At 68.6% G+C, this 21,143-nt stretch carries 17 protein-coding genes and 1 pseudogene; 10 read left to right on the top strand and 8 right to left on the bottom strand.

Annotation, left to right across the window (positions count from 1 at the left end; translation table 11 throughout):
- Positions 1-10 precede the first annotated feature (10 nt).
- The 7 genes from AB0424_RS18185 (at position 11) to AB0424_RS18155 (ending at position 6,809) form a co-directional block, all read left to right on the top strand.
- Positions 11-529: a DUF4118 domain-containing protein gene (locus AB0424_RS18185; protein WP_366306509.1), complete on the top strand. Its 519-nt coding sequence runs from the start codon at positions 11-13 to the stop codon at positions 527-529.
- A 131-nt stretch (positions 530-660) separates the two neighbouring features.
- Entirely contained in the window at positions 661-816 is a 156-nt protein-coding gene (locus AB0424_RS18180) for a hypothetical protein (RefSeq protein WP_366306507.1), read from the top strand.
- Positions 813-902, top strand: coding sequence for a K(+)-transporting ATPase subunit F (gene kdpF / locus AB0424_RS18175; protein ID WP_150264922.1), 90 nt, complete (start codon positions 813-815; stop codon positions 900-902). Before AB0424_RS18180 ends, kdpF begins: the two co-directional genes overlap by 4 nt.
- 8 nt (positions 903-910) lie before the next feature.
- Positions 911-2,575 (top strand): potassium-transporting ATPase subunit KdpA, encoded by a 1,665-nt coding sequence (gene kdpA, locus AB0424_RS18170; RefSeq protein WP_366306504.1) that lies wholly within the window; start codon positions 911-913, stop codon positions 2,573-2,575.
- Entirely contained in the window at positions 2,572-4,710 is a 2,139-nt protein-coding gene (kdpB, locus tag AB0424_RS18165; protein ID WP_366306502.1) for a potassium-transporting ATPase subunit KdpB, read from the top strand. The genes kdpA and kdpB overlap by 4 nt, the downstream gene beginning before the upstream one ends.
- Before the next feature lies 1 nt (position 4,711).
- Positions 4,712-5,377 (top strand): potassium-transporting ATPase subunit C, encoded by a 666-nt coding sequence (locus AB0424_RS18160; RefSeq protein WP_366306500.1) that lies wholly within the window; start codon positions 4,712-4,714, stop codon positions 5,375-5,377.
- Between the two features lie 673 nt (positions 5,378-6,050).
- A complete protein-coding gene (locus AB0424_RS18155) occupies positions 6,051-6,809 on the top strand; it encodes a tyrosine-type recombinase/integrase (RefSeq protein WP_366306499.1) in 759 nt (252 codons plus the stop codon).
- Between the two features lie 350 nt (positions 6,810-7,159).
- Here AB0424_RS18155 and AB0424_RS18150 read toward each other — a convergent pair whose 3' ends face one another.
- From AB0424_RS18150 to AB0424_RS18140, 3 genes are all read right to left on the bottom strand, one after another.
- Positions 7,160-7,870: a transposase family protein gene (locus AB0424_RS18150; RefSeq protein WP_366306765.1), complete on the bottom strand. Its 711-nt coding sequence runs from the start codon at positions 7,868-7,870 to the stop codon at positions 7,160-7,162.
- Between the two features lie 261 nt (positions 7,871-8,131).
- Positions 8,132-10,336: a trypsin-like serine protease gene (locus AB0424_RS18145; protein WP_366306497.1), complete on the bottom strand. Its 2,205-nt coding sequence runs from the start codon at positions 10,334-10,336 to the stop codon at positions 8,132-8,134.
- Between the two features lie 52 nt (positions 10,337-10,388).
- A complete protein-coding gene (locus AB0424_RS18140; protein WP_366306496.1) occupies positions 10,389-10,886 on the bottom strand; it encodes a hypothetical protein in 498 nt (165 codons plus the stop codon).
- A gap of 363 nt (positions 10,887-11,249) precedes the next feature.
- Here AB0424_RS18140 and AB0424_RS18135 point away from each other — a divergent pair, with 363 nt between their 5' ends.
- From AB0424_RS18135 to AB0424_RS18125, 3 genes are all read left to right on the top strand, one after another.
- Positions 11,250-11,417, top strand: a complete 168-nt coding sequence (locus AB0424_RS18135) for a hypothetical protein (protein ID WP_366306494.1) — start codon at positions 11,250-11,252, stop codon at positions 11,415-11,417.
- Between the two features lie 190 nt (positions 11,418-11,607).
- The gene (locus AB0424_RS18130) at positions 11,608-15,162 is read left to right on the top strand and encodes an ALF repeat-containing protein (protein ID WP_366306492.1); all 3,555 of its coding nucleotides are present in this window, start codon (positions 11,608-11,610) and stop codon (positions 15,160-15,162) included.
- Complete coding sequence (locus tag AB0424_RS18125) at positions 15,162-15,551, top strand: hypothetical protein (protein WP_366306490.1); 390 nt, start codon at positions 15,162-15,164, stop codon at positions 15,549-15,551. Before AB0424_RS18130 ends, AB0424_RS18125 begins: the two co-directional genes overlap by 1 nt.
- Positions 15,552-15,706: 155 nt before the next feature.
- Here AB0424_RS18125 and AB0424_RS18120 read toward each other — a convergent pair.
- The 5 genes and pseudogenes from AB0424_RS18120 to AB0424_RS18100 form a co-directional block, all read right to left on the bottom strand.
- A pseudogene (locus AB0424_RS18120) lies at positions 15,707-16,234 on the bottom strand (transposase family protein); the annotation flags it as partial.
- 63 nt (positions 16,235-16,297) lie between these two features.
- Positions 16,298-16,705: a hypothetical protein gene (locus tag AB0424_RS18115; RefSeq protein WP_366306489.1), complete on the bottom strand. Its 408-nt coding sequence runs from the start codon at positions 16,703-16,705 to the stop codon at positions 16,298-16,300.
- A 210-nt stretch (positions 16,706-16,915) separates the two neighbouring features.
- A complete protein-coding gene (locus AB0424_RS18110; protein ID WP_366306487.1) occupies positions 16,916-17,650 on the bottom strand; it encodes an ATP-binding cassette domain-containing protein in 735 nt (244 codons plus the stop codon).
- Positions 17,638-19,470: a phosphate ABC transporter permease subunit PstC gene (pstC, locus tag AB0424_RS18105; protein WP_366306485.1), complete on the bottom strand. Its 1,833-nt coding sequence runs from the start codon at positions 19,468-19,470 to the stop codon at positions 17,638-17,640. The genes AB0424_RS18110 and pstC overlap by 13 nt, the downstream gene beginning before the upstream one ends.
- A gap of 2 nt (positions 19,471-19,472) precedes the next feature.
- On the bottom strand, positions 19,473-20,384 hold the full coding sequence (locus AB0424_RS18100; RefSeq protein ID WP_366306483.1) for a phosphate ABC transporter substrate-binding protein: 912 nt from the start codon (positions 20,382-20,384) through the stop codon (positions 19,473-19,475).
- Between the last annotated feature and the right edge of the window lie 759 nt (positions 20,385-21,143).

Raw genomic sequence — 21,143 nt, 5'->3', positions numbered from 1 at the left:
GAGGTAAATCATGAGGATTCCACTTCGGGACGCCGTCGCCGTCGCCGTCACCGCCGGAGCCGTGGCCCCGTCTGCCGCGGCGCTCGTGCTGCTGCCGCTGCGGACGTCCGTCACGCACACGAACCTCGCGCTGCTGCTCGTCGTCGTGGTGGTCGCCGTGTCCGCCCTCGGCAACCGCCTCGCCGGCGCGCTCGCCGCCCTGTCGGCCGCCGCATGGTCCGACTTCTTCCACACCGAGCCGTACCAGAGCTTCCACGTCCAGGACCGTGCCGACGTCGAGACCGCCGTCCTGCTCCTGGTCGTCGGCTTGATCGTGTCCCAGCCGGCCGCGTACGGGCGAACCATGAAGCGGGTGGCCGTCACGGACGCCACACACCTGGAGCGGCTGCACCGGACGACCCGGCTCGCCCGCTCCCGTACGTCGTCCTCCCGGAGCAGCCCGGCGCAGCCGGCGCCGGCCCGCGCCTCACCGGCCGGGGCGGGGCCGCGGTGCGGTGCGGGTAGAGCATCGCTCCCGCGGTACGAGTAGCCGCACCCGCCCTGCCGCAGGCGCGAAGCCCGGGAGAGTGGCCGGGTTCCGCTTCGGGAGATCGAGAGGCGTAGGGGACGCGTCAAGAGAGCGCTGCGGGGCGTCAGAGGGCCGTCAACGAGAGCCGATCGGTGGCCGAAAGGCGATTTCCTCGTCTTGTCCGAGAATCCGTTCTTCCTTCTTCCTGCATCCGGGAGCTCACGATGGCCGACGTGGCCTTCGTCGTCACCACGGTCGCGGTCTTCGCGCTGGTGGCCTTCATCGCCAAGGGGGTGGCCAAGCTGTGAGTGCCGAGAACATCGTCGGTCTGCTGGTGGCCGCCGCCCTCCTCGTCTATCTCGTCCTCGCCCTCGTCAAGCCGGAGAGGTTCTGAGCACGGATATGAGTCCTGTTCTGGCTGGAGTCCTCCAGCTTCTGGCGTTGATCATCGCGCTCGGCCTGTCGTACCGGCCGCTGGGTGACCACATGGCGAAGGTGTACTCCTCGGAGAAGCACCTGAGGCCGGAGAAGTGGATCTACAAGGCGATCGGCGCGAACCCGTCGGTCGAGATGCGCTGGCCCGCCTACCTGCGCGGGGTGCTCGCCTTCTCCGCGGTGAGCGTCCTCTTCCTCTACCTGCTCCAGCGGGTGCAGGGCTCGCTGCCCGGCTCGCTCGGCTTCGTGTCGATCGACCCGGACCAGGCGTTCAACACCGCCGCGTCCTTCGTCGCGAACACCAACTGGCAGTCGTACTACGGCGAGCAGGCCATGGGCCACGTCGTGCAGACCGGCGGCCTCGCCGTGCAGAACTTCGTCTCGGCCGCCGTCGGCATCGCCGTCGCCGTCGCGCTGGTCCGCGGTTTCGCCCGGTCGCGCACCGGCGAGCTGGGCAACTTCTGGGCCGACCTGGTCCGGGGCACGGTCCGCGTCCTGCTGCCGATCTCGGTGGTCGGCGCCCTCGTCCTGGTGGCGTGCGGCGCGATCCAGAACTTCGCCGGCATCCACGAGGTCGGCCAGTTCATGGGCGGGACGCAGCAGTGGAACGGCGGCGCCGTCGCCTCGCAGGAGGTCATCAAGGAGCTGGGCACGAACGGCGGCGGCTACTTCAACGCCAACTCCGCCCACCCCTTCGAGAACCCCAACGGTCTCTCCAACCTCTTCGAGGTCTACCTGATCCTGGTCATCCCCTTCGCGTTGACGCGGACCTTCGGCCGGATGGTCGGGTCGCTGAAGCAGGGGTACGCGATCCTCGGCACGATGGCCGCTATCTGGGTCGGGTTCACGGCGCTGATGATGTGGACCGAGTTCGCGGGCAAGGGCCCGGCGTTCGAGCTGGCCGGCGGGGCGATGGAGGGCAAGGAGACCCGGTTCGGCATCAGTGCCTCCGCGATCTTCTCGGTGGCCACGACGCTGACGTCGACCGGCGCGGTGAACTCCTTCCACTCGTCGAACACCGGTTTCGGCGGCGGCATCAACCTGCTGGGCATGCAGCTCGGCGAGATCGCGCCCGGCGGTGTCGGCTCCGGCCTCTACGGCATGCTGATCATGGCGATCATCGCGGTGTTCATCGCCGGTCTGATGGTCGGCCGCACCCCGGAGTACCTGGGCAAGAAGATCGGCACCCGCGAGATCAAGTTCGCGGCCTGCTACATCCTCGTCACCCCGGCGCTGGTGCTCTGCTTCACGGCGGCCTCGTTCGTCCTGGACACCCCGGCGCACTCGATGACCAACTCCGGCGCGCACGGATTCTCCGAGATCCTGTACGCGTACACCTCCGGAGCCAACAACAACGGCTCGGCCTTCGCGGGGCTGAACGCGGACACGCAGTGGTTCAACACCACGATCGGCATCGCGATGCTCCTCGGCCGGTTCCTGCCGATGGTGTTCGTCCTCGCCCTGGCCGGCTCGCTGGCCGCGCAGACCCCCGTCCCCGAGACGGCGGGCACGCTTCGCACGGAGAAGCCGCTGTTCACCGGTCTCCTCGTCGGCACCATCATGATCATCACCGGTCTCACCTACTTCCCCGCCCTCGCGCTGGGACCGCTCGCCGAAGGGCTCGCGGCATGACCAACGACCTGAAGAAGCACGAGGACGACATGTCCACCACGACGACCGCCCCCAAGGCGCCCCACGGCGACCCGGCCGGAGGGCACCAGGCCCCGGGGCGGATCGGCGGAGGTCTGTTCGATCCCGGGCAACTGATCAAGTCCTTCCCCGACGCGGTCAGGAAGCTCGACCCGCGCGTGATGATCAAGTCGCCCGTCATGTTCGTGGTCCTCGTCGGCTCGGTGGTCACCACCGTCCTGGCGGTCAGGAACCCGGGCGACTGGTTCGGCTGGGCGATCACCGCCTGGCTGTGGCTGACCACCGTCTTCGCCAACCTGGCGGAGGCGGTCGCGGAAGGCCGGGGCAAGGCGCAGGCGGACACCCTGCGCAAGGCCAAGACCGACACCGTCGCCCGCAGGATCACCGGTACGAACGAGGAGCGGGTCCCGGGCACCGAGCTGACGATCGGTGACCTGGTGGTCTGCGAGGCCGGCGACATCATCCCCGGCGACGGCGACGTCGTCGAGGGCGTCGCCAGCGTCGACGAGTCCGCGATCACCGGCGAGTCCGCTCCGGTGATCCGGGAGTCCGGCGGCGACCGCTGCGCGGTCACCGGCGGTACCAAGGTCCTCTCCGACCGGATCGTCGTCAAGATCACGACGAAGCCCGGCGAGACGTTCATCGACCGGATGATCAGCCTGGTCGAGGGCGCCGCACGGCAGAAGACGCCCAACGAGATCGCGCTCAACATCCTCCTGGCGTCTCTCACGATCGTCTTCCTGCTCGCGGTCGTGACGCTGAAGCCCTTCGCCCTCTACGCCGGTGCCGACAAGCAGACCTCCCTGATCGTCCTCACGGCGCTCCTGGTCTGCCTGATCCCGACGACGATCGGCGCCCTGCTCTCCGCTATCGGCATCGCCGGCATGGACCGGCTCGTGCAGCGCAACGTCCTCGCCATGTCCGGCCGCGCGGTCGAGGCCGCCGGCGACGTGTCGACCCTGCTCCTGGACAAGACCGGCACCATCACGCTGGGCAACCGCCAGGCGGCCGAGTTCGTGCCGGTCAAGGGCACCACCGCGGCCGAGCTGGCGGACGCCGCCCAGCTCTCCTCGCTCGCCGACGAGACGCCCGAAGGCCGTTCCGTCGTGGTTCTCGCCAAGGAGAAGTACGGCCTGCGCGAGCGCCACCAGGGCGAACTGGCACTGGCCACCTGGATCGAGTTCACCGCCCAGACCCGGATGTCCGGCGTCGACGTGGACGGCAGGCAGACCCGTAAGGGAGCGGCCGGTTCGGTCGTCAACTGGGTCCGTGAGCTGGGCGGCGAGGTCGCCGACGACGCCGACGTCCTGGCGAACAGGATCTCCGAAGCCGGCGGCACCCCGTTGCTCGTGGCCGTGAAGGACGACAAGGGCGCCCGCGTCCTCGGCGTCATCCACCTGAAGGACGTCGTGAAGGAGGGCATGCGGGAGCGGTTCGACGAACTGCGCCGCATGGGCATCAAGACGGTCATGATCACGGGTGACAATCCGCTGACCGCGAAGGCCATCGCCGAGGAGGCCGGCGTCGACGACTTCCTCGCCGAGGCCACCCCCGAGGACAAGATGGCCCTCATCAAGCGGGAGCAGGCGGGCGGCAAGCTGGTCGCGATGACCGGCGACGGCACCAACGACGCCCCCGCGCTCGCGCAGGCCGACGTCGGCGTCGCGATGAACACGGGCACGTCGGCCGCGAAGGAGGCCGGCAACATGGTCGACCTCGACTCCAACCCGACCAAGCTCATCGAGATCGTCGAGATCGGCAAGCAGCTCCTCATCACCCGCGGCGCCCTGACGACCTTCTCCATCGCCAACGACGTCGCGAAGTACTTCGCGATCATCCCCGCGATGTTCGCCGTCGCCTACCCGAGCCTCGACAAGCTCAACATCATGGGCCTGGCCTCGCCCGAGTCGGCGATCCTGTCCGCCGTCATCTTCAACGCGCTGATCATCGTGGCCCTCGTGCCGCTCGCCCTCAAGGGCGTGCGCTACCGGCCCTCCAGCGCCGACTCGATGCTCCGCCGCAACCTCGGCATCTACGGACTCGGCGGCCTGATCGCCCCGTTCATCGGCATCAAGATCATCGATCTGCTCCTCTCCCTCATCCCCGGAATCGGCTGACATGAACAACTCGGTAGGAAACACCGGCCGTGTGCTCTGGGCGGGCCTGCGCGCCCTCCTGGTCCTGACCGTGATCTGCGGCGTCCTCTACCCGCTCGCCGTCACAGGGATCGCGCAGGTGGCGTTCCCTGGCCAGGCGAACGGCTCCGAGGTGAAGGCGGACGGGAAGGTCGTCGGGTCCGAGCTCATCGGCCAGACCTACGACCTCCCGCTCAAGGACGGCGAGGAGACGCCGGCCCCGGACCTGAAGTGGTTCCAGCCCCGCCCCTCCAACGGCCTGGGCACCAACAGCGTCAACACCCGGTACTCGATCATCCTCTCCGGAGCCACCAACCGATCCGGCGACAACGAGGACCTGATCACCTGGGTCAAGGACGCCAAGGCGGCCGTCGTCAAGGACAACTCGGTGAACGGCCACACCGTCGATCCGTCGGACGTCCCCGCCGACGCCGTCACCTCCTCCGGCTCCGGCCTGGACCCGCACATCTCCCCGGAGTACGCGCACCTCCAGGTCCACCGGGTCGCCGAGAGGAACCACCTCACCGTCGCCCAGGTCGACCAGCTCGTCGCCGACCACACCGACGACCGCATCCTCGGCTTCATCGGCGAACCCCGCGTCAACGTCCTCCAACTCAACATCGCGCTCGCGGAACTGACCAAGGGCTGACGGCCCCACCGAACCGGCCCGGAAGCCGGCGGACCCGGAAACGCTCCGGCTCCGCCGGCTTCCGCGGCACCACGGGCGACACCCGTCCGGAGACGCCACCGTCACTGCCGTCACCCGGGAGGCGCGGAGGGATTGCCCGTCCGTCGACGTGACGGTGATCACGGAGGCCAAGGCGTGCGCTCTGCGTAGGCTTACCGGGCGCGCGCCGCGGCGGCAGGCCGGGTGTCCCGTCGTCGCCCGAGGACGTGTCGGGAGGGTCGGCAGGTGGTCCGAGATCCCGGAGGACCCGGGGACGCCGGCTCGGAACCGCGTTCGCTGTAGGGTGAGGGAACAGCCCTTGACCTGCAAAAACGCAGGCAGGGAGCCTATGTGCAGGAGTGCCTCGATGATACGAACCATGTTCAAGTCCAAGATCTGACTATTTGGCGTTGCCGCAGGTCAGGGGCATCATGTGCCCCCCTCAGGTCAGCAAACGGTCAGCATGCGTCCGCATGGTGTCCCTGCTCGCTGACCATCGACCTACAGTGCGGCGCCTGAGCATGATTCTTGGGCTGGATCGGATGGTTCGCCACATGGCCCGACAGCTCGCCCGCGGCATGGGTTCCTTCTTCAAGGACTGCGGCTGCGCCAAGCCCACCCGCTGCCCTCACGGAAGCTGAACTCGGTCACGCCGATGGTGGTCGAGCGGTTTCTGGACGAGATGGAGAGCGACGGGGTCGGCCGGGGTAACCAGGTGAACATCTTCCGGGTCCTGAAGACCATTCTGCGGGATGCGTATGCCAAGGGGGCGATGGCGGACGACCCGGTGAAGGGTGTCCAGGAACCGGAATACGCCCGGGGAGCGGTCGCCATTACGTCCCTCGCCTACGTGAAGAAGGCGCTGGCTGTTGCCGACGAGGACCTTGCGTTGGAGATCGTCATGATGGCGGGGTGCGGCCTGCGCAATGGCGAGGCGCGGGCGGTGAACGTCCACAACGTCGTGGCGCAGGACGTGTACCGGGTGCGTGAGCAGATCCATTCCAACACGCACAAGCCGGCGAAGCTGAAGCACCGGAAGGCGGGGGAGTTCCGCGAGGTGCCTCTGCCTCGGTCGGTGCGGGAGGCAATCGAGCGCTACGCGGAGAAGCACGCCACCACGAAGGACGGCTACCTGCTGCGAGGCCCCAGCGGCTGGTACACGGAGCCGATGGAGCGGCGCCGCGTGAAGCGGCTCCTCGAGAACCTCCCGCCGGAGCAGGGTGTGGGGATGTATGGCTTCCGGCACTACTTCGCCTCGAACGCCCTCGGCAATGGCATCCCGATCACCGACGTCGCGGAGTGGATGGGTCACAAGTCCATCGAGGAGACGTACCGGACCTACCGGCATCTGATGCCGGGCAGCATCACCAAGGCCGCCCGGATCCTGGACGCTGGACTTTGGGAAGCAGCCTGAGGAGCGGTAGGGGATGTGCTGCCTTCGATGGCGAGGAGATCTTCTTGAAGTCGTCGCCCTCGTTGCGCTGACCTGCGCAGATCCTTGCGGGAGGCGTGCTGACCTGGGGCTTTGCCCGTTTCGGGGGCTTTCATGATGACGCCGATCTACGCGGCCGATTCTCCCCAGACGCTCCCCAACGGGGCTTCGTTCTCCCCAGATTCTCCCCAGCGGAGGCTGCCTCTTAAGGAGAGTCACCGCTGGTCGGGACCGTGATCCGCGTGCCGTGTCAGGCTACGCGACGTAGTGGCAGTGGGGCAGGTGGCCGCTGTTCGGTCGGCGGTAGATCGCGATCGGGTGCGGCTGCTCGTTCACAGGGAAGGCAACCGACGACGCGGACCAAAGCGCTCCCTGCGACTGGATCTGGCGAATGGAGTCCCTGCGCAGGATGCGAGGTCACGGCGGCGTCCCATGGGTCGGGGCGGATCACAGCCCGGGCAGCGAGACTGTCCTGGCAGTTTCCGGTCGGCAATCCGCCATGCCTTGAGCCGGGCGAAGGCTCGCTCGACGGGGAAGCGGAGTCGGGCATGAGCTTGGTTGACGGCTGCTTGTCTGACGGTGAGAGTCTTCCGAGGTGGCGTTTGAACGGCACCTGGAACGTGCCGCCGGCCCCGGCGTAGGGATTGTCGGCGAGCACGGGGATCCGTAATCTCTCCGTGCCGTCGGGCTTTGGCCGAGTAGTCCCGTTCGTGGTCGCCGACCCGGTAGCACTCGGCGATGGTGCCGTCGACCGGGACGTACTCGGGGCGTGCGCGGCGCAGTGCCTGTGTCAGGGACGGTGCTCTCGAAGCAAGGAGTTTGATCACGCTCTGTGCGTAGGCGTGGGCGGTGCTTTCGCTGATGCGGAACCCTGCGGCGCGCTTCGCGCAGGTCGTGTGCTCGCGCAGGGAGACCAGGGTGATGACGGCGCGTTGTGAGGGCCGCAGTTTGCAGCGGCGGTCACCCTCGCGGGTGACGATCAGCATCGTGACCCACTCCACAAGCGCATGCGGCAGGTCGAGTGCGGCAGGATAGACGGCCAACGAAGCCTCCGGGCGCAGCGGTTGAGACGTCACGCAACTCGAACCACTGCCCGAAGGACCTCGCCTGCTATCCACCTTCGGCCGTCACCCGATCGGTGACCACGCTGAAGATCCTTATTGATCGCGATGCCCGCGCTGATGGCCGCAGAAGGGGAATCGACCTTGTGTCCGTCGGCAGTTGCGCCGTTGCTGGCCCACGCGGGGCCGCTGGACAGCCAGTGTGACGCCTACAGGTTGGCTGTCCAGCGGCGGACGCCTACATCAGCGGGCTTGCGCGCCGAAGCGGGTGCCGACGTTGGGCAGGCCGCCGGTGCCCGGCTTGTACACGGTCACCGGTGCGACTGTTCCGCCGATGATGGTGTTGGACATGGGCAGGGCGTACAGGGCGCCGAGGCCGGGTCCGTAGGGCATGCCGACGTAGAGCTTGGTGCCGGTGTAGTGGATGTTGCGGCCCAGGTACTGGTTGGCGCCCGGGGTCCCGGGGATACCGTCGCCGTCTCCGGCCTCGATCCAGCGGTCGTTCGTGCCGGCTGCTGCTACCAGAGAGAAGGTGTGGATGGCGCCGGCGTTCGCGGTGGTGCCGAGGGCCTCACCGGGGGTGCCGACGGCGAGGCGCATGGTGGCGCCGGTGCTCACGGCACGGGGTGCGGTGTTGACGGCGGTCAGGCTCTCGCCCATGCGGTCGCCGGCTTCGGCGGTGCCGGAGACGTCGTCGTCGGCGGTGCCCTGCCACAGCTGACGCGTCTCGCTCCACGCGCCCGCGGCGGTCACGCGGCCGACCACGACGCGGCCCGCGTCGGCCTTCTGCGTGGCGCCGCCGTCCGTGGACATGGCCTCACCGGGCGAACCGATCGCCAGGATCGACTCGTTGGCGGTGGCCGAGCCCGAGGGGCGGTAGTCGGTCAGGGAGAGCGACCAGGCGAAGTCGTCGTTCGCCTCGGCGCCGCCGGAGACGGTGTCGAGGTCCTGGTCGAGGCCGAACAGCGGCTTGGGGTGACCGTCGGCGTGCAGGGTGTGGCTGAACACCGCGAGGTTGCCTGCGGCGGCGTCGCCACCGATGACCTCATTGGGTGCGCCGATCGCGATGTGGTTGGAGTCGGCGGCCAGAGACGTGCCGAAGCCGTCGTTCGCCTCGGCCGCACCGGGGACGTCGGCCTTGTCCTGGTGGATCGCGACGTTGACGGAGCCGCGCAGGTAGAAGGCTGCACCGGCCTTGGCGACCGTGCCCACCTTCTCGCCGGGCGCCGCGACCACGATGTAGGGCTCGCCCGCGGCGGTGGTGCCGGCCACGACGTTGTCGCCCATCCGGTCGCCCGCCTCGGGCGTGGCGGCCTTGATCGCTCCGTCACCCGCACCCTGCTCGAAGTGGGTGCTCTTCAGCGCGCCGGTGCCCATACCGCCCGGGGCGCCGTAAAGGATGTCGAAGAAGCCCGCGTCGGCGGCGGTGCCCACGTCCTCGAGGGTGGTGCCGACGACGAGGTCCGTGTAGCCGTCCTCGTTCCAGTCGACGGTGTCCATGGAGTCACCGAACCAGTCACCCGGTTCGGCACCCCCCGCCACCCAGTCGAGGTCCTGGTTGATCTCGGCGACGCCCTTGCCTCCGCCGTACACGATCCGCACCAGACCCGCGGTGGTGTCGGTGCCGACCGTGCCGGCCGGGTCGGCGATCGCGATGTCCTCGAGACCGTCACCGTTGAAGTCCACGATCCGGGTGGCACCGACCTTGCCGTCGATCCAGGACTTGAGGTCGTCGACACGGGAGATGACGCCGGCCGTGGAGGTCTGCGCGGGGTCGATGCCGTAGCAACCCCCCTGCGAGGACTGGCTGCTGAGGCCGACGAGTTGGCCGGCGCGTACGACGGGGCCACCTGCGTCGCCCATGCAGGCGGCCGCGCCGTCCTTGCCGGTGACGGTCGCGGAGGTGGCGGCCGCCGAGTCGACGGTGTAGGCGGCGGTGTGCAGCTTGAGCGGTGCCCACTCGGTCTTGTTACGGCCGTAACCGGCGAACTTCAGCTCTTCACCCGCTGCCGGTGCGGACGCGGCGAGCGCCACCGGAGTGACGCCTGTGACCGGCCTGCTTAGGCGGGCCAGGACGACATCACGGTCGGTACGCGGGACGAGTTCGACCACGCGCCGCTCGGCGCCCTGGGTGCCGGACAGATCGGAGCGGCCGATGATCGCGGTGGTGCTCTTCTGCGGGGCTCCGGCCGGGACGGCGAGCGAAGCGGCCGGGTCGGCGGCGAAGCAACTCGCGGCGGTCAGCAGCCACTCGGCGTCCACGAGGACGGCGGAGCAGCCGCGGTCGTGCGGGCCGACGGTGATCTGGGCCGTGTAGGCGTAGGTGGTGTCGGAGTCGGCGACAGGCGTGCCGGTGACTGCGGAGGCGGGTGGGGCGCACAGCGCCAGCGGAGCCGCTATCAGGGCTGCGCCGAGCGTGGCCAGGCGGAGACCTCGGGAGTGCTGCATGAGTTGATTCCTTGCTGCGGGATCCAAGGGGTGAACAGGCTGTCTGACGTTCCTACTTGGAGGTGCGGATCTCGACGAGCATGTGGTCGCGACCCTCGGGGTCGGCACTCTCGCCGACCGCGGTCCAGGTGTTCTTGGCAACGTCGAAGGACTTTTCCTCCGTGCCGACCGTCATGTCGACCTGGGCGCTCTGGTCGACGCTGCCCTTGACGGCGTACACGGCGGGGATCTCAAGCGTCAGCCAGCCGCTGTTCCCAGTGACCTTGAAGCAGATCTTGTCCTTGCTGCGGGCCCAGACTTCGAGCAGTCCGGTCTCACTGGCGCAGTCGGCCAGCACGATGTGCCCGTCGCCCCGCTTCAGGACGATGTTCTTCTCGGCGAGGATCTTGTCCGCGTTCGGGTAGTTGTATTCCTCCACGGCATATCCGGGTGCCGCGTCGGCCACGGGGTCCGTGTTCCCCGCCGGCCGGCCCGCCGACGAAGTCGTCCACAGCACGGCGGCCAGGCCGGCGGTACATGCCGTCGCAATGACGCGAGTGACGAGTTTCATGTGCAGTTCCCTCTTATTACAGATCAGGTGCCTCATCCCCTTCTTCTCTGCATAGCGACGCGCCCCGACCGGGTGCCTCTACGCCGTTTCAGGGAAATGCGAGCAAGTCCTGGAAGCAGCCGGGATGACGACTGCCGATATTTCCGCGCAGGCCGTTTCGGCCCACCTGGCGAGGCGTGCGAATTCATTCAGGCGAGCTGAAGCGGCTTTCTGCGGCGCCTCATTCAAGAGCTCAATCCCTCCACATGTCCAGCAGGGCAAACCGGAAGCAGCTATGCAGGGTTGGCGAATTCGCCCGCTGAAACAGCCAGTTGCACGAAGGTTGTAGGGATGACCGTGAAGGACTTGTGGAAGGTGTGAGGCGTGACCTTCATGGACGTGTGGGCTTTGACGCGCGAATGGAAATTCTATCGGGAGATGTTTGGAGTCGAAATTTCCAATTTGCTGGATGGATCGCGCTTTGCGATCCATCGTGAATGGTGGAGTGGATTCTCCGAGAAAACGGAACAATTGCCACAGATTAAACCGTAGAGCTGCACCTCGCATTGCTAGCCAATTGACGTTTAACCGAATGGATGTTGGGATCATGCTGCCTCGACGCCCGGACAGCATCTGCGCGCTATTTGCGCATCTGTCTCGGCGACGCGGCGGGCGGCACCGTGCCGCGCCATCTGGGCGAGTGCGGGTCGGATAGACACAGTGAGAGTGGAAAGGAGTCGTGATGTCACAGCAATCACGGCGGGTGTTGAGTAGGCGTCAGACGCTGGCCATTTTCACCGGGGTAGCGGCCGGCAGCGTGCTGTCCACCGGTATGTTCGGGACGCGCCCGGCGTACGCGGCGAGCGGTTCGGGTGGCACGCCGGCGGTGCCCGAGGGATCTGGACTTCCGGATACCGATCGCGGCAAGGTGGTCTGGGCGTACCGATCGGGCCGCCGGGCCGTCCGCACCGCGGCGTCTGCGGCGCTGGCGGGATCCGCCGCGGACATAACGGAGTTCCTCGCTCAGAAGGCACCCGTAGCCTGGGCCGAGGACAACAGGTTCGCACTCGCGGAGTCCCTGGCCACAGCGGGCTTGGCGACGCGCAACGCCATCGGTGCGGCGTTGTCCAGCGGGGACGCAGCGGTCGAGACCCTCCTCCAAGGCGGTTTCCAGACTGCCGTGGACGAGGATCTCAGGGTGGCCGTGAGTACGGTCCAGGCCCACGGTGCCAAGGCTGTGAAGCGTGATGCATCCGCCGCGCTGGCGGCCGATTCCCCCTTCGCGTTGCGCGCCTTCCTCAGTGACGGGCGGTTCACCGCGCAGGAGGAGGACGACCGTGTGCAGGTGATGACCATCCTCGCCTCAGCGTCACCACAGGTGGCTGACTACGCGAGTCGGGCCATGAACGACGGGTCGGCCAGGGCCATCCGGTGGTTCCTGGAGACGGGCCAGTACATCGCCCGGGCACGCGACGAGGAATCGGCCACGATCCAGCAGTTGGTCGACACCGTGGGGAAGGAAGCACGCCGCGCCGGTCTGAAGACCGATGAGGCTGTCGAGCTGTCCGAGCAGGCAGTCAAGGCTTCCGAGAAGGCGAAAGCCTCGGCACTGGAAGCCAAGGCCGAGGCATTGGCCGCCGAGCAGGATGTCGCACGCTCGGCCAAGGCGGCGGGGAAGGCCGCGCAGGCGGCCAAGGGCGCGGCCGCGGCCGCGTCGACCGCGGTGGCGGCCTCACGGACGGCACAGTCCGCCGCACAGCGTTCGGTGGCTGCCGCCAATGCCGCTGCCGCGGCAGCGGCATCGGCGGGACGCGCTGCGGCGAATGCGTACCGTGCGGCGATCGCCGCTTCCAAGGACAGGGCGATGGCGGGCGCGGCCACCGCGGCGGCGGACGTGTGCCTGAAGCTGGTGAGCTTCGTGCGCACGGTGGCCGCCAAGGCGGACCTCGCGGCCTTGGCTTCCGACGCGGCGGTGCGGGCGGGCGACGCCGCCCGCAACTCGGCGGTCAACGCGGCCGCCGCCGCCGGCGCGGCGGCCGACGCGGCCGTGGCCTCCGGAGCAGCCAAGTCCGAGGCCGCTGCCGCGAAGCAGGCCGCCGCCGAAGCGGATGCCGCCGCGGCCGTGGCGACCAGGGCGGCGGGCAGGGCGCGGAACCTGGCCGGGCAGGCGGCCGTCGCTGCCCGCACGGCGCGTGACGCGGCCAACAGCGCCGCCGATCACGCCGAGAAGGCCGCGGCATCGGCCAAGGAAGCGGCCGCCCACGCCGGTGAGGCGGTCGACTACGCCAACCGGTCCACGCTGGCTGCCGACGCCGCTGTCGAGGCGGCGAACGCCGCCGCCGCCGCGGTCGCCAAGGCGGGGGATGTCGAAGCGCTGGCCCGCCAGGCCGAGGCCGACAGTCTGGCCGAGGAGACCAGCGAGGCGATCGAGCAGGCACGGCTCGCGGCGAGTGCGGAGTTGAACGAGCTCGAACGGTTCAACCGGGAGCGGACTCAGGAAGCACGCCTCTCCGAAGAGCTCCTGGCACTCATCAGCGCTGCGGAATCAGCGCTGCAGAACGGAACCATCGAGCAGGCCGCGGCGGCCGGGCGCAAGGCGGCGGTCCGCCTCTTGGAGGGCTCGGGGACCTGGACCCGTCAGGCAGCGGAGTACGCGCTGGCCGGTTCGGACCAGGACGTCGTCAACTGGATCTCGACCGACCGCGTCCTCGCGCTGCAGCAGGACAACGTCGAGAACGTCGGGGCGGTCGCCGCGACGTCGACGGAGGCCGTGGCGACGGCGGCCGCGGCGGCTCTGAAGACCGAGGACCACGCCAAGATCAAGGCGTTCCTGGAGACCGGAGCGGTCGAGGCGGGCGCTGAGGACAACCGGGTCGAGGTGGCCAGGATCCTGGCCGACCCCAGCAGCGGCACGAGGGTGCGAAGCGAGGCATCGGCCGCACTGGACGCGGGGACCGCCGAGGCCCTGCACACCTTCCTGTGGGTCGGCCGCGAGGCGGCCGTACGCGAGGATGACCGGGTGGCCGCTTCCGCACTGCTCGCAAGCGGAGGCCCTTACACCAAGGCGGCGGCGCAGATCGCGCTCGAGGGCGACACCTTCATGCTCCGCCAGTTCATCTCAACCACTCAGTACGACCTCGCGCGGATCGACCACGATCGCGCCACGCACATCAGCGCGGTCCGTGCGTCGATCGCACGCGCGGCCAAGATCGCGGCGAATGCGCAGGAGGACGCGGCCCGCGCCTCCGAGGCTGCCGCCCTCGCACGCCAGGCCGCTGACAAAGCGCTCGAGTGGGCCGACCTCGCCAAGGGTTATGCCGCGGATGCGGAGAACTCTGCGCAGGAAGCACGTGACAACGCCGACGCCGCCGAGACGTCCGCGGCCGAAGCGGCGAAGTCCGCCCAGACCGCGAGCAACGCGGCCGCCGCGGCAGTCAAGGCGAGCAGCGTGGCACGCAAGGCCGCGACGCGAGCCGTGCGGTCCGCTGAGATCGCCGCGCGCTACGCCACGGACGCCGCGATCTCGGCAACGGTAGCCCGCAAGCAGGCACTCGAAGCCGGCAAGGACGCCGTCGCCGCCGCGCAGGCCGCAACCCAGGCATACATTCTTGTTGCCCAGGCCGCGGTGCGTGAGGCGATCCAGAAGGCGATCGACAATGCTTCCGTTCCCATCGGCGGCGGGAACGGCCTCCCGGCCGGAGCCGAGAGCTGTCTGACGCCGTTCGGCAAGCCCATCCCGTCCGTAAACGGCAACAACCCGTTTGAGCTGGGGTGGAGCTGGCTCACGGGGGGCGGCGACCGTTCCCAGTGTTTCGGCCCGGACGACGGGTTCACCAAGCTCTACCGCGAGCATCCCTGGACCAGTGAGGCCCTCGGCTACTTTGCTGATCGGGTGCGGGCCGGGAACTACGAGCTGGGTCACACGTACATGTACGACTACAGCCTCGCCGGCTTCCAGGGCCTGAAGTGGCTCAGGGACATCCATGCCACGCAACCAGCAGACGGGCTCCTGACCGGGTACACCGGAAACTTCGCGTACGCGTTCCTGGGCTCACAGCAGATCCGGATGACCCCCATCCGGAAGAACGCGGACGGCAGCGTGGTGTGGCGGTACACGGCGTTCAGCGCGCAGAGCATCGAGTCCGCGACCCGCCCGCCTGTCATCGGGTACCAGGACTGGTACAAGGACACCGCCGGTAAGGCCATCAATGGGTTGATCGACTGGGTCAGCGGCGACTCAGGGCCGGGGTCGACCATGACCATGGTCATCGAGTTCAACGTGACGCTGGGGCCGTAGTGGGCAAGCTGACGAGTGGACGTTGGTTCGCCGCTGCCCTGGCCGCTTCCGCGGTACTCATCGCAGGCTGCACGGCTCAGGCCGACGCCGAAGACCTGCCCGGTCTGTACCGCAACAAGGAGACCGGCGGCGAGATCCGGCTTGATTCCAACGGCACATTCACTGCCACTCATCTGTCGACAGACGCGCACACCGACCCCGCCGATTTCCACGGCCAATGGGAGTTCGTCGACAGCAGCGGCAGCGACTTCGTCTACCTGGACATCGATGGGCGTGGCATCGGTGAGGTCTCCGGTGTCCAGCTCTACGCGCGCGGCGGAGGAAAGGTAGCGTTCAGCACTCCGGATGGGGCGTGGTCCCTGGTGCTCACCAAGAGCACTGAGACTTAGGGGCCGTGTCTCAACCGGTCATGGAACGTATGGGTCGAACAGGGATCCCGGCCGGGTGATCTTCCGGTGGTGCGCGCATGAAGGCAGGGCCTCTCGGTAGCTCAGTGGTTGTTGAAGCCAAGAGCTGTTCCAGGAGGCCCTGAGCCTTTCCAACCTCACGCTGATGCGTGGTGAAGGACGACGACGGCCTTCACGATGTTGGTGGTGCGGTCAGGACAGCAGCAGAGTTTTCGCAGTGGACGCCGGCACTTGAGCGTGGCCATGGCCTGGTCGCCGGCACAGCAGATCTTGGCGTGGGTGGTGTTGTGCCGACGCTGCCATCGCTTGAGGCGACGGCCCCGGAACGGGACGCGAACACACCGGCCGGCACCCTGATAGGTCTTGTCCGCCCGGCACTTGATGTCGGCATCGGCAAGGGCGTCGACGATGCCGTGCGTCCGGGCGGCGGCGAGGTCGTGGGTGGAGCCGGGCAGCGAGGGTGAGGCTCACAGCAGCCTGCCGTGCGGGTCGGTGAGGACCTGGACGTTCATGCCGTGACGCTTGTGCTTCCCGGAGTAGTACGGGCGGGTCGGCGGCGACGCGGTCGATCGGCAGCAGCGTGCCGTCCAGGATCACGAACGCCAGACCGCGCGCGCCTGTACGGCGCTGGCGGGGCTGGGCGCCTGCGCGGCCAGGATGCCGATGACCCCCGGGCTGTTGATCGAGATGTCTGACGTCTCAATGACGTTGCTCGGGGGCCTCGTTGGTCAGGCGAGCATGCCCATCAGCACGGATCGTGCGACTCGGCCAGGCGCCAGCCGAACCGGGGGTGCCGGGTAGGGGGCCGGCAGGTACAGATGGCGCTGTGCAGAGATGTAGGAGACCAGTCGGTGGGCGAAGTCCGCGTACGCGCCGTCATAGCGGGCACCGGCCGGGCTGTTGCGCTCTCCGCACAGCCCTCGGAACCACGTACCGCCCTTCAGGGCACGGCCGTAGCTGCGCGTGTTGTTGTGCACTCGCAGTGGAGCGCAGACCACCTCGCGGCGATTGCCGGCCTTCTGTGGAGGAACGTGCGCTTTGGTCATCTTGCGGTAGTCGCCGCAAAGCCCGCAGCGACGTGGACCGTTGCTCCGCAGATCAAGTCCCAGCGTTCCAGGGGGCCGCTTGTCCGACATGTTCGGATGGTAGGAGAAGCAGCGGATTTCCGTGCTGGTTTATCGCTGAGTCTCCGCAGTCCCGGCATGTAGGGAGGACTCCTGTCGCCGACCAGCGCGATGCTGGCCGGTGGAGCCGTCCAGAGCTCGATCATGCTCCTGGGCCCACCCTCGCGCATTCGTCGCGAGGGCAGGCCCAGGAGCATCGAGCACTGCGGGACGGGCGTGTGTTCAGGCCGCTGCTGCGGAAGGCTCGCAGGTGCTCGGCAGGTCGATGCGGACCGTCCGGTCGCAGAGTCGTTCCACCTGTGCCGGGTCGTGAGAGACGAGCAGGACGGTCCGGTTGCCCCGCAGCGCGGCCACGGACTCCTCGACGGTGTCGCGGCTCCGCTCGTCCAGGGCGCTGGTCGGCTCGTCGAGGAGGAGGGCTGCCGGTTCGAGAGCCAGGGCGCGTGCCAGGCAGAGCCGTTGGCGCTGGCCGTTGGAGAGGGTCTGGGCCGGTGTGCCCAGCCGGTCGGCGACCTCGCTCCACAGGCCCGCCTCGCGCAGCGCCTGCTCGACGCGGTCGTGCAGCTCCGTCCGAGACGCCCGGACCAGGTGACGGAGGCCGAAGAGGGCGTTGTCAAGGATGCTGCCGCCGAAGACCACGGGGGTCTGCGGCACCAGGACGACGGTGCTGCGTAGGTCGGCGTCGCCCTTGCCGTACCGTACCGGGCGTCCGAGGACGTGCACCTCGCCCTGACGGCGGAGCCCATGGGGCAGCAGGTCGACCAGGGCCCGTAGCACGGTGGACTTGCCGGCACCGGAGGGGCCGCACAGGCCGGTGGTGGATCCGGAGGCCAGCTCGAAGGTGACCGGTCCTACCAGGCGCTTCGTGCCGTCGAAGATCTGAAGGTCGCGGACGGCTATGACGGATTGTTCGAGGGTGCCGGCCGTGGTCGCGAGGCCGGTCGTCACGTGGTCCATCGTCGTGCTCCTTCGTAGCGGTTGCGCAGGAGGACCGCCAGGCTGAGGAGGCCCGCGGTGATCAGGACCAGGACGAGGGCACTGCCCCACGCCTGGGCGATCGCCTCGGGTGCGCCCGAGTCCTGCGACAGGGTGAAGATGTGCGTGGGCAGGGCCTGGACCGGAGCGTTGACGATGCCGGTCGGGAAGGCGGGTGCCCCGAAGAACACTGTGGCGGTGAAGATCAGGGGCGCCGTCTCTCCTGCCGCGCGGGCCAGCCCGAGCAGAAGGCCGGTGAGCGTGGCCGGCCAGGTGTACGGGATGACCACTGAGCGGACGTACTGGGAGCGGGTGAGGCCCAGGGCGAGCGCTGCCTCGGTGATCTCCGCGGGCATGCTGCGGATCCGGCCCGCGGTGGTGAGGGCAATGACCGGGATCACGACGGGTACCAGGACCACGGCGCCCGCCAGCCAGGAACGGCCCCAACCCATGGTCGTGCAGAAGAGGACGTACCCCGCGAGGCCCAGCAGGATGGTCGGTGTCCCGCCGATCGCCACGGTCAGGGTCTCCAGTACGCGGGCGGTTCTCGCGGAGGCCCGCGTGCCGATCACGATGCCCGCTCCGTAGCCGAGCGGCAATGCGATCAGCGCGGTTGTCGCAAGCAGCAGGAGAGTGCCGAGGATCTGGTCGCGTATGCCGCCCCCCGCCGCGCCTTCGGAGGGCGTGAACCAGAAGACGGGGTTGAGCGCGGCGCCGCCGCGGGCCAGCAGGATGCCGAGCATGCCGACGAGGAGAGTCCCCGGCAGCAGCAGGGCCCCGAGCCGGACGACGGTGGTGATCCGGTCCTTCGGAGTGCGCAGCCACGCAGAGGATCGCCGGACGCGTGGAGCGCGCGGGACCCGTCCCGTTGAGCCGCGGGTGCCCCACACGGTGGCGACGGCGACCAGCGCCAACAGGATGAGGCCCAGCCCGCACAGGGCCGCGAAATACGGGCCGGAGGTGCCCGCGAGCATCGGCTCCGGGCCGGCCAGCTTGGTGGTGAGGGTCTGGCCTGGGCGCACGAGGAAGGAGAAGACGTCCCCGAGGGACTCGGGCAGCCGGTCGTCGGCGCGGCCGATGACCATGAAGACGGCGATGGCCTCGCCCAGTGCCCGGGCCAGCCCGAGGAGAACGCCGGCCCGCATGCCGGGACGGGCCTGGGGCAGAACGGCTGACCGGACGACTTCGCGGCGGGTCAGGCCGAGGGAGTAGGCGGCCTCGCGGTACCGGCCGGGTACGGCGGCCAGGGCGTCCACGCTGACCGCCACGATCGTCGGCATGATCATCACGGCGAGCACGATGCCGGCGGCCAGCAGGCTGTCTCCGCCCGGCACGTCGCCGAGGGCCGCCACGAACGGCCGGATCACCATGATGCCGATCAGGCCGTAGACGATCGAGGGGACCGCTGCCAGGAGTTCGATGCTCAGGCGCAGCGGCCTGGCGAGGCGGGGCGGCAGGTACTCGGACAGCGCGATGGCCGCCGCCCAGCCGACCGGGACGGCGAGCACCAGTGCCAGGACGCACACGACCGCCGATCCGTAGATCATGGCCAGGCCGCCGAAGGCGAGGTTTCCAGGACTCCAGGTGGACGAGGTGAGCAGTGCCGTCCAGTCGACGGTTCCGCTCGCGATGCCCATGACCAGGTAGCCGAGCAGGACCGTGAGGGTGAGCAGCACGGACAGGATGCCGCTGTAGGCCCAACTCCAGACCCATCTCGCCCGGCTGCCGCGGCCGCTCCCGGGGGAGGGCCGCGGCACGGCGGGTCCGGGCGCCTGGGTGGGGCGCTCCAGAGTGAGACCCATGATCAGAGGCCCATCTGCTCGCGCGTGAGGTAGCCGTGCTGGGGCAGCAGCTTCTGGCCCTCGGGCGAGAGGATGTAGTCGATGTACTGCTTGACGGTGCCCTTCGGCTCACCGTTCGTGATCATGAACAGCGGACGGGTCATCGGGTACTTGCCGGAGGCCACGTTGGCCAGCGTGGGGGCGACGCCCTCCAGGGGCACGGCGACGAGGTCGGGGTGACCGTCGATGAAGCCCGTCGACAGCGGGGCGATGGAACCCCTGGTGGACTTCAGCTTGTTGCGGGTCTCCAGGTTGCCACCCACGATGGCGTAGTTCGCGGACTTGGGCGGGGCCGGCGCCTCGCCCTTGCCGTAGATGAACTTGTCGAGCACCTCGCGGGTGCCGCGGCCGGGTTCCTTGTCGTACACGAAGACCTGGAGGTCGGGGCCGCCGACCTCCTTCCAGTTGGTGATCTTGCCCTCGAAAAGGCCCGCGACCTGAGCCTTGGTCAGGCCCTTGACCCCACCGTCCGCCACTTCCTTGGTGATGATGACGCCGACGGCGTCCGCGCCGATCTGCGTGGGGACGAAGTGCGTTTCGGGGTAAGCCTTCTGGTCCTTCTCGGACAGGGGCTTGGAGCTGAGGGCGATGTTGATCTGGCCGGTGCCGAGCTGGGAGATTCCGCCGGCTGAGCCGCCCTGGGTGGCGACGGTGATGTTCAGGCCCTTGGCCTTCAGCGCCTCGGCGGCATCGGACGCCACCGGGGCGACGGTGGTGGAGCCGCTGGCCTGGATGGCGTCCGAGCCGGCCTGCGCGGAGCCGGCACAGCCGGTCAGGACTGCGGGCAGCAGGAGGGCGGCGGAGACGACGGAGGCGCCCTGGAGGACCCGCCGTCCGGTGAGGCGCGCTGCTCTGTTGCGGGTTTCAGTGGACATGAAAGACATGGCGGTGCCTTTGCGGTGATGGAAGGGACGGTGATCGTGGAGTGCCGGGCACGCCGCTGCCGCGTGGACGAGGCGGGGCGCCGGGCGATCCCGCGGGAGCGCCGGAAGGGTGGTCCGGTGGGCAGAGGGTCAGCCGATGAGGGCTTTCGAGGGCCCGCAGTCGAATGCCCTGGAGGCCGTTCCCGCGTACGTTGAAGTCGTGAGGGATCGTCAGGAGTTGCCGTGAAGTGCTCACGCGTCTGAACGATCGGTGCTGGGCCCACTCCCCTTTGAAGGGCCTGGAACATCAAGGTGTCGGTAGTCGTTCGCCCGCTGACCCCGGGTGCGAACCGTGATGCCGTGGCCGAACGCTACCGCCTCGGACTCGCCCTGGCGAGATCTAGCGGGCCTAAATCATCGATGATCAGCGATTGAATTTGAGTCACGCGCCGCGTTGGCACGTGAGTTTCCTGCGGTCGGCCACGAATTTCGAAGTCCTGACGGTCGCCGGTCGAGATCTTGGCTCTGGATGGCTTCAAGCTGTGTGAACAACAGGATTCGGATGAGTGACCTCTCTTCGCAAGCAGCCACAGAGGAGGGCGAATCGGGGCAGCCGGCTCCTGTGGCAACGAGCGCCCGCGGGGATGGGCTTCCAGTCATTCATCGATCTATTGACATACATCGCTCAACGCTGGCAGGGTTCCGGCCGTCGGTCGACAGCGTCGTTACCGACCAGGGCTCTGACCCGGCCCCATCTCGATCCGTCACGCA

The organism is Streptomyces sp. NPDC051180 (genome assembly GCF_040689545.1).
Classification (GTDB): Bacteria; Actinomycetota; Actinomycetes; order Streptomycetales; family Streptomycetaceae; genus Streptomyces.
Note: the sequence above shows the minus strand (reverse complement) of the source record. Positions and strands in the feature narration are given on the sequence as shown.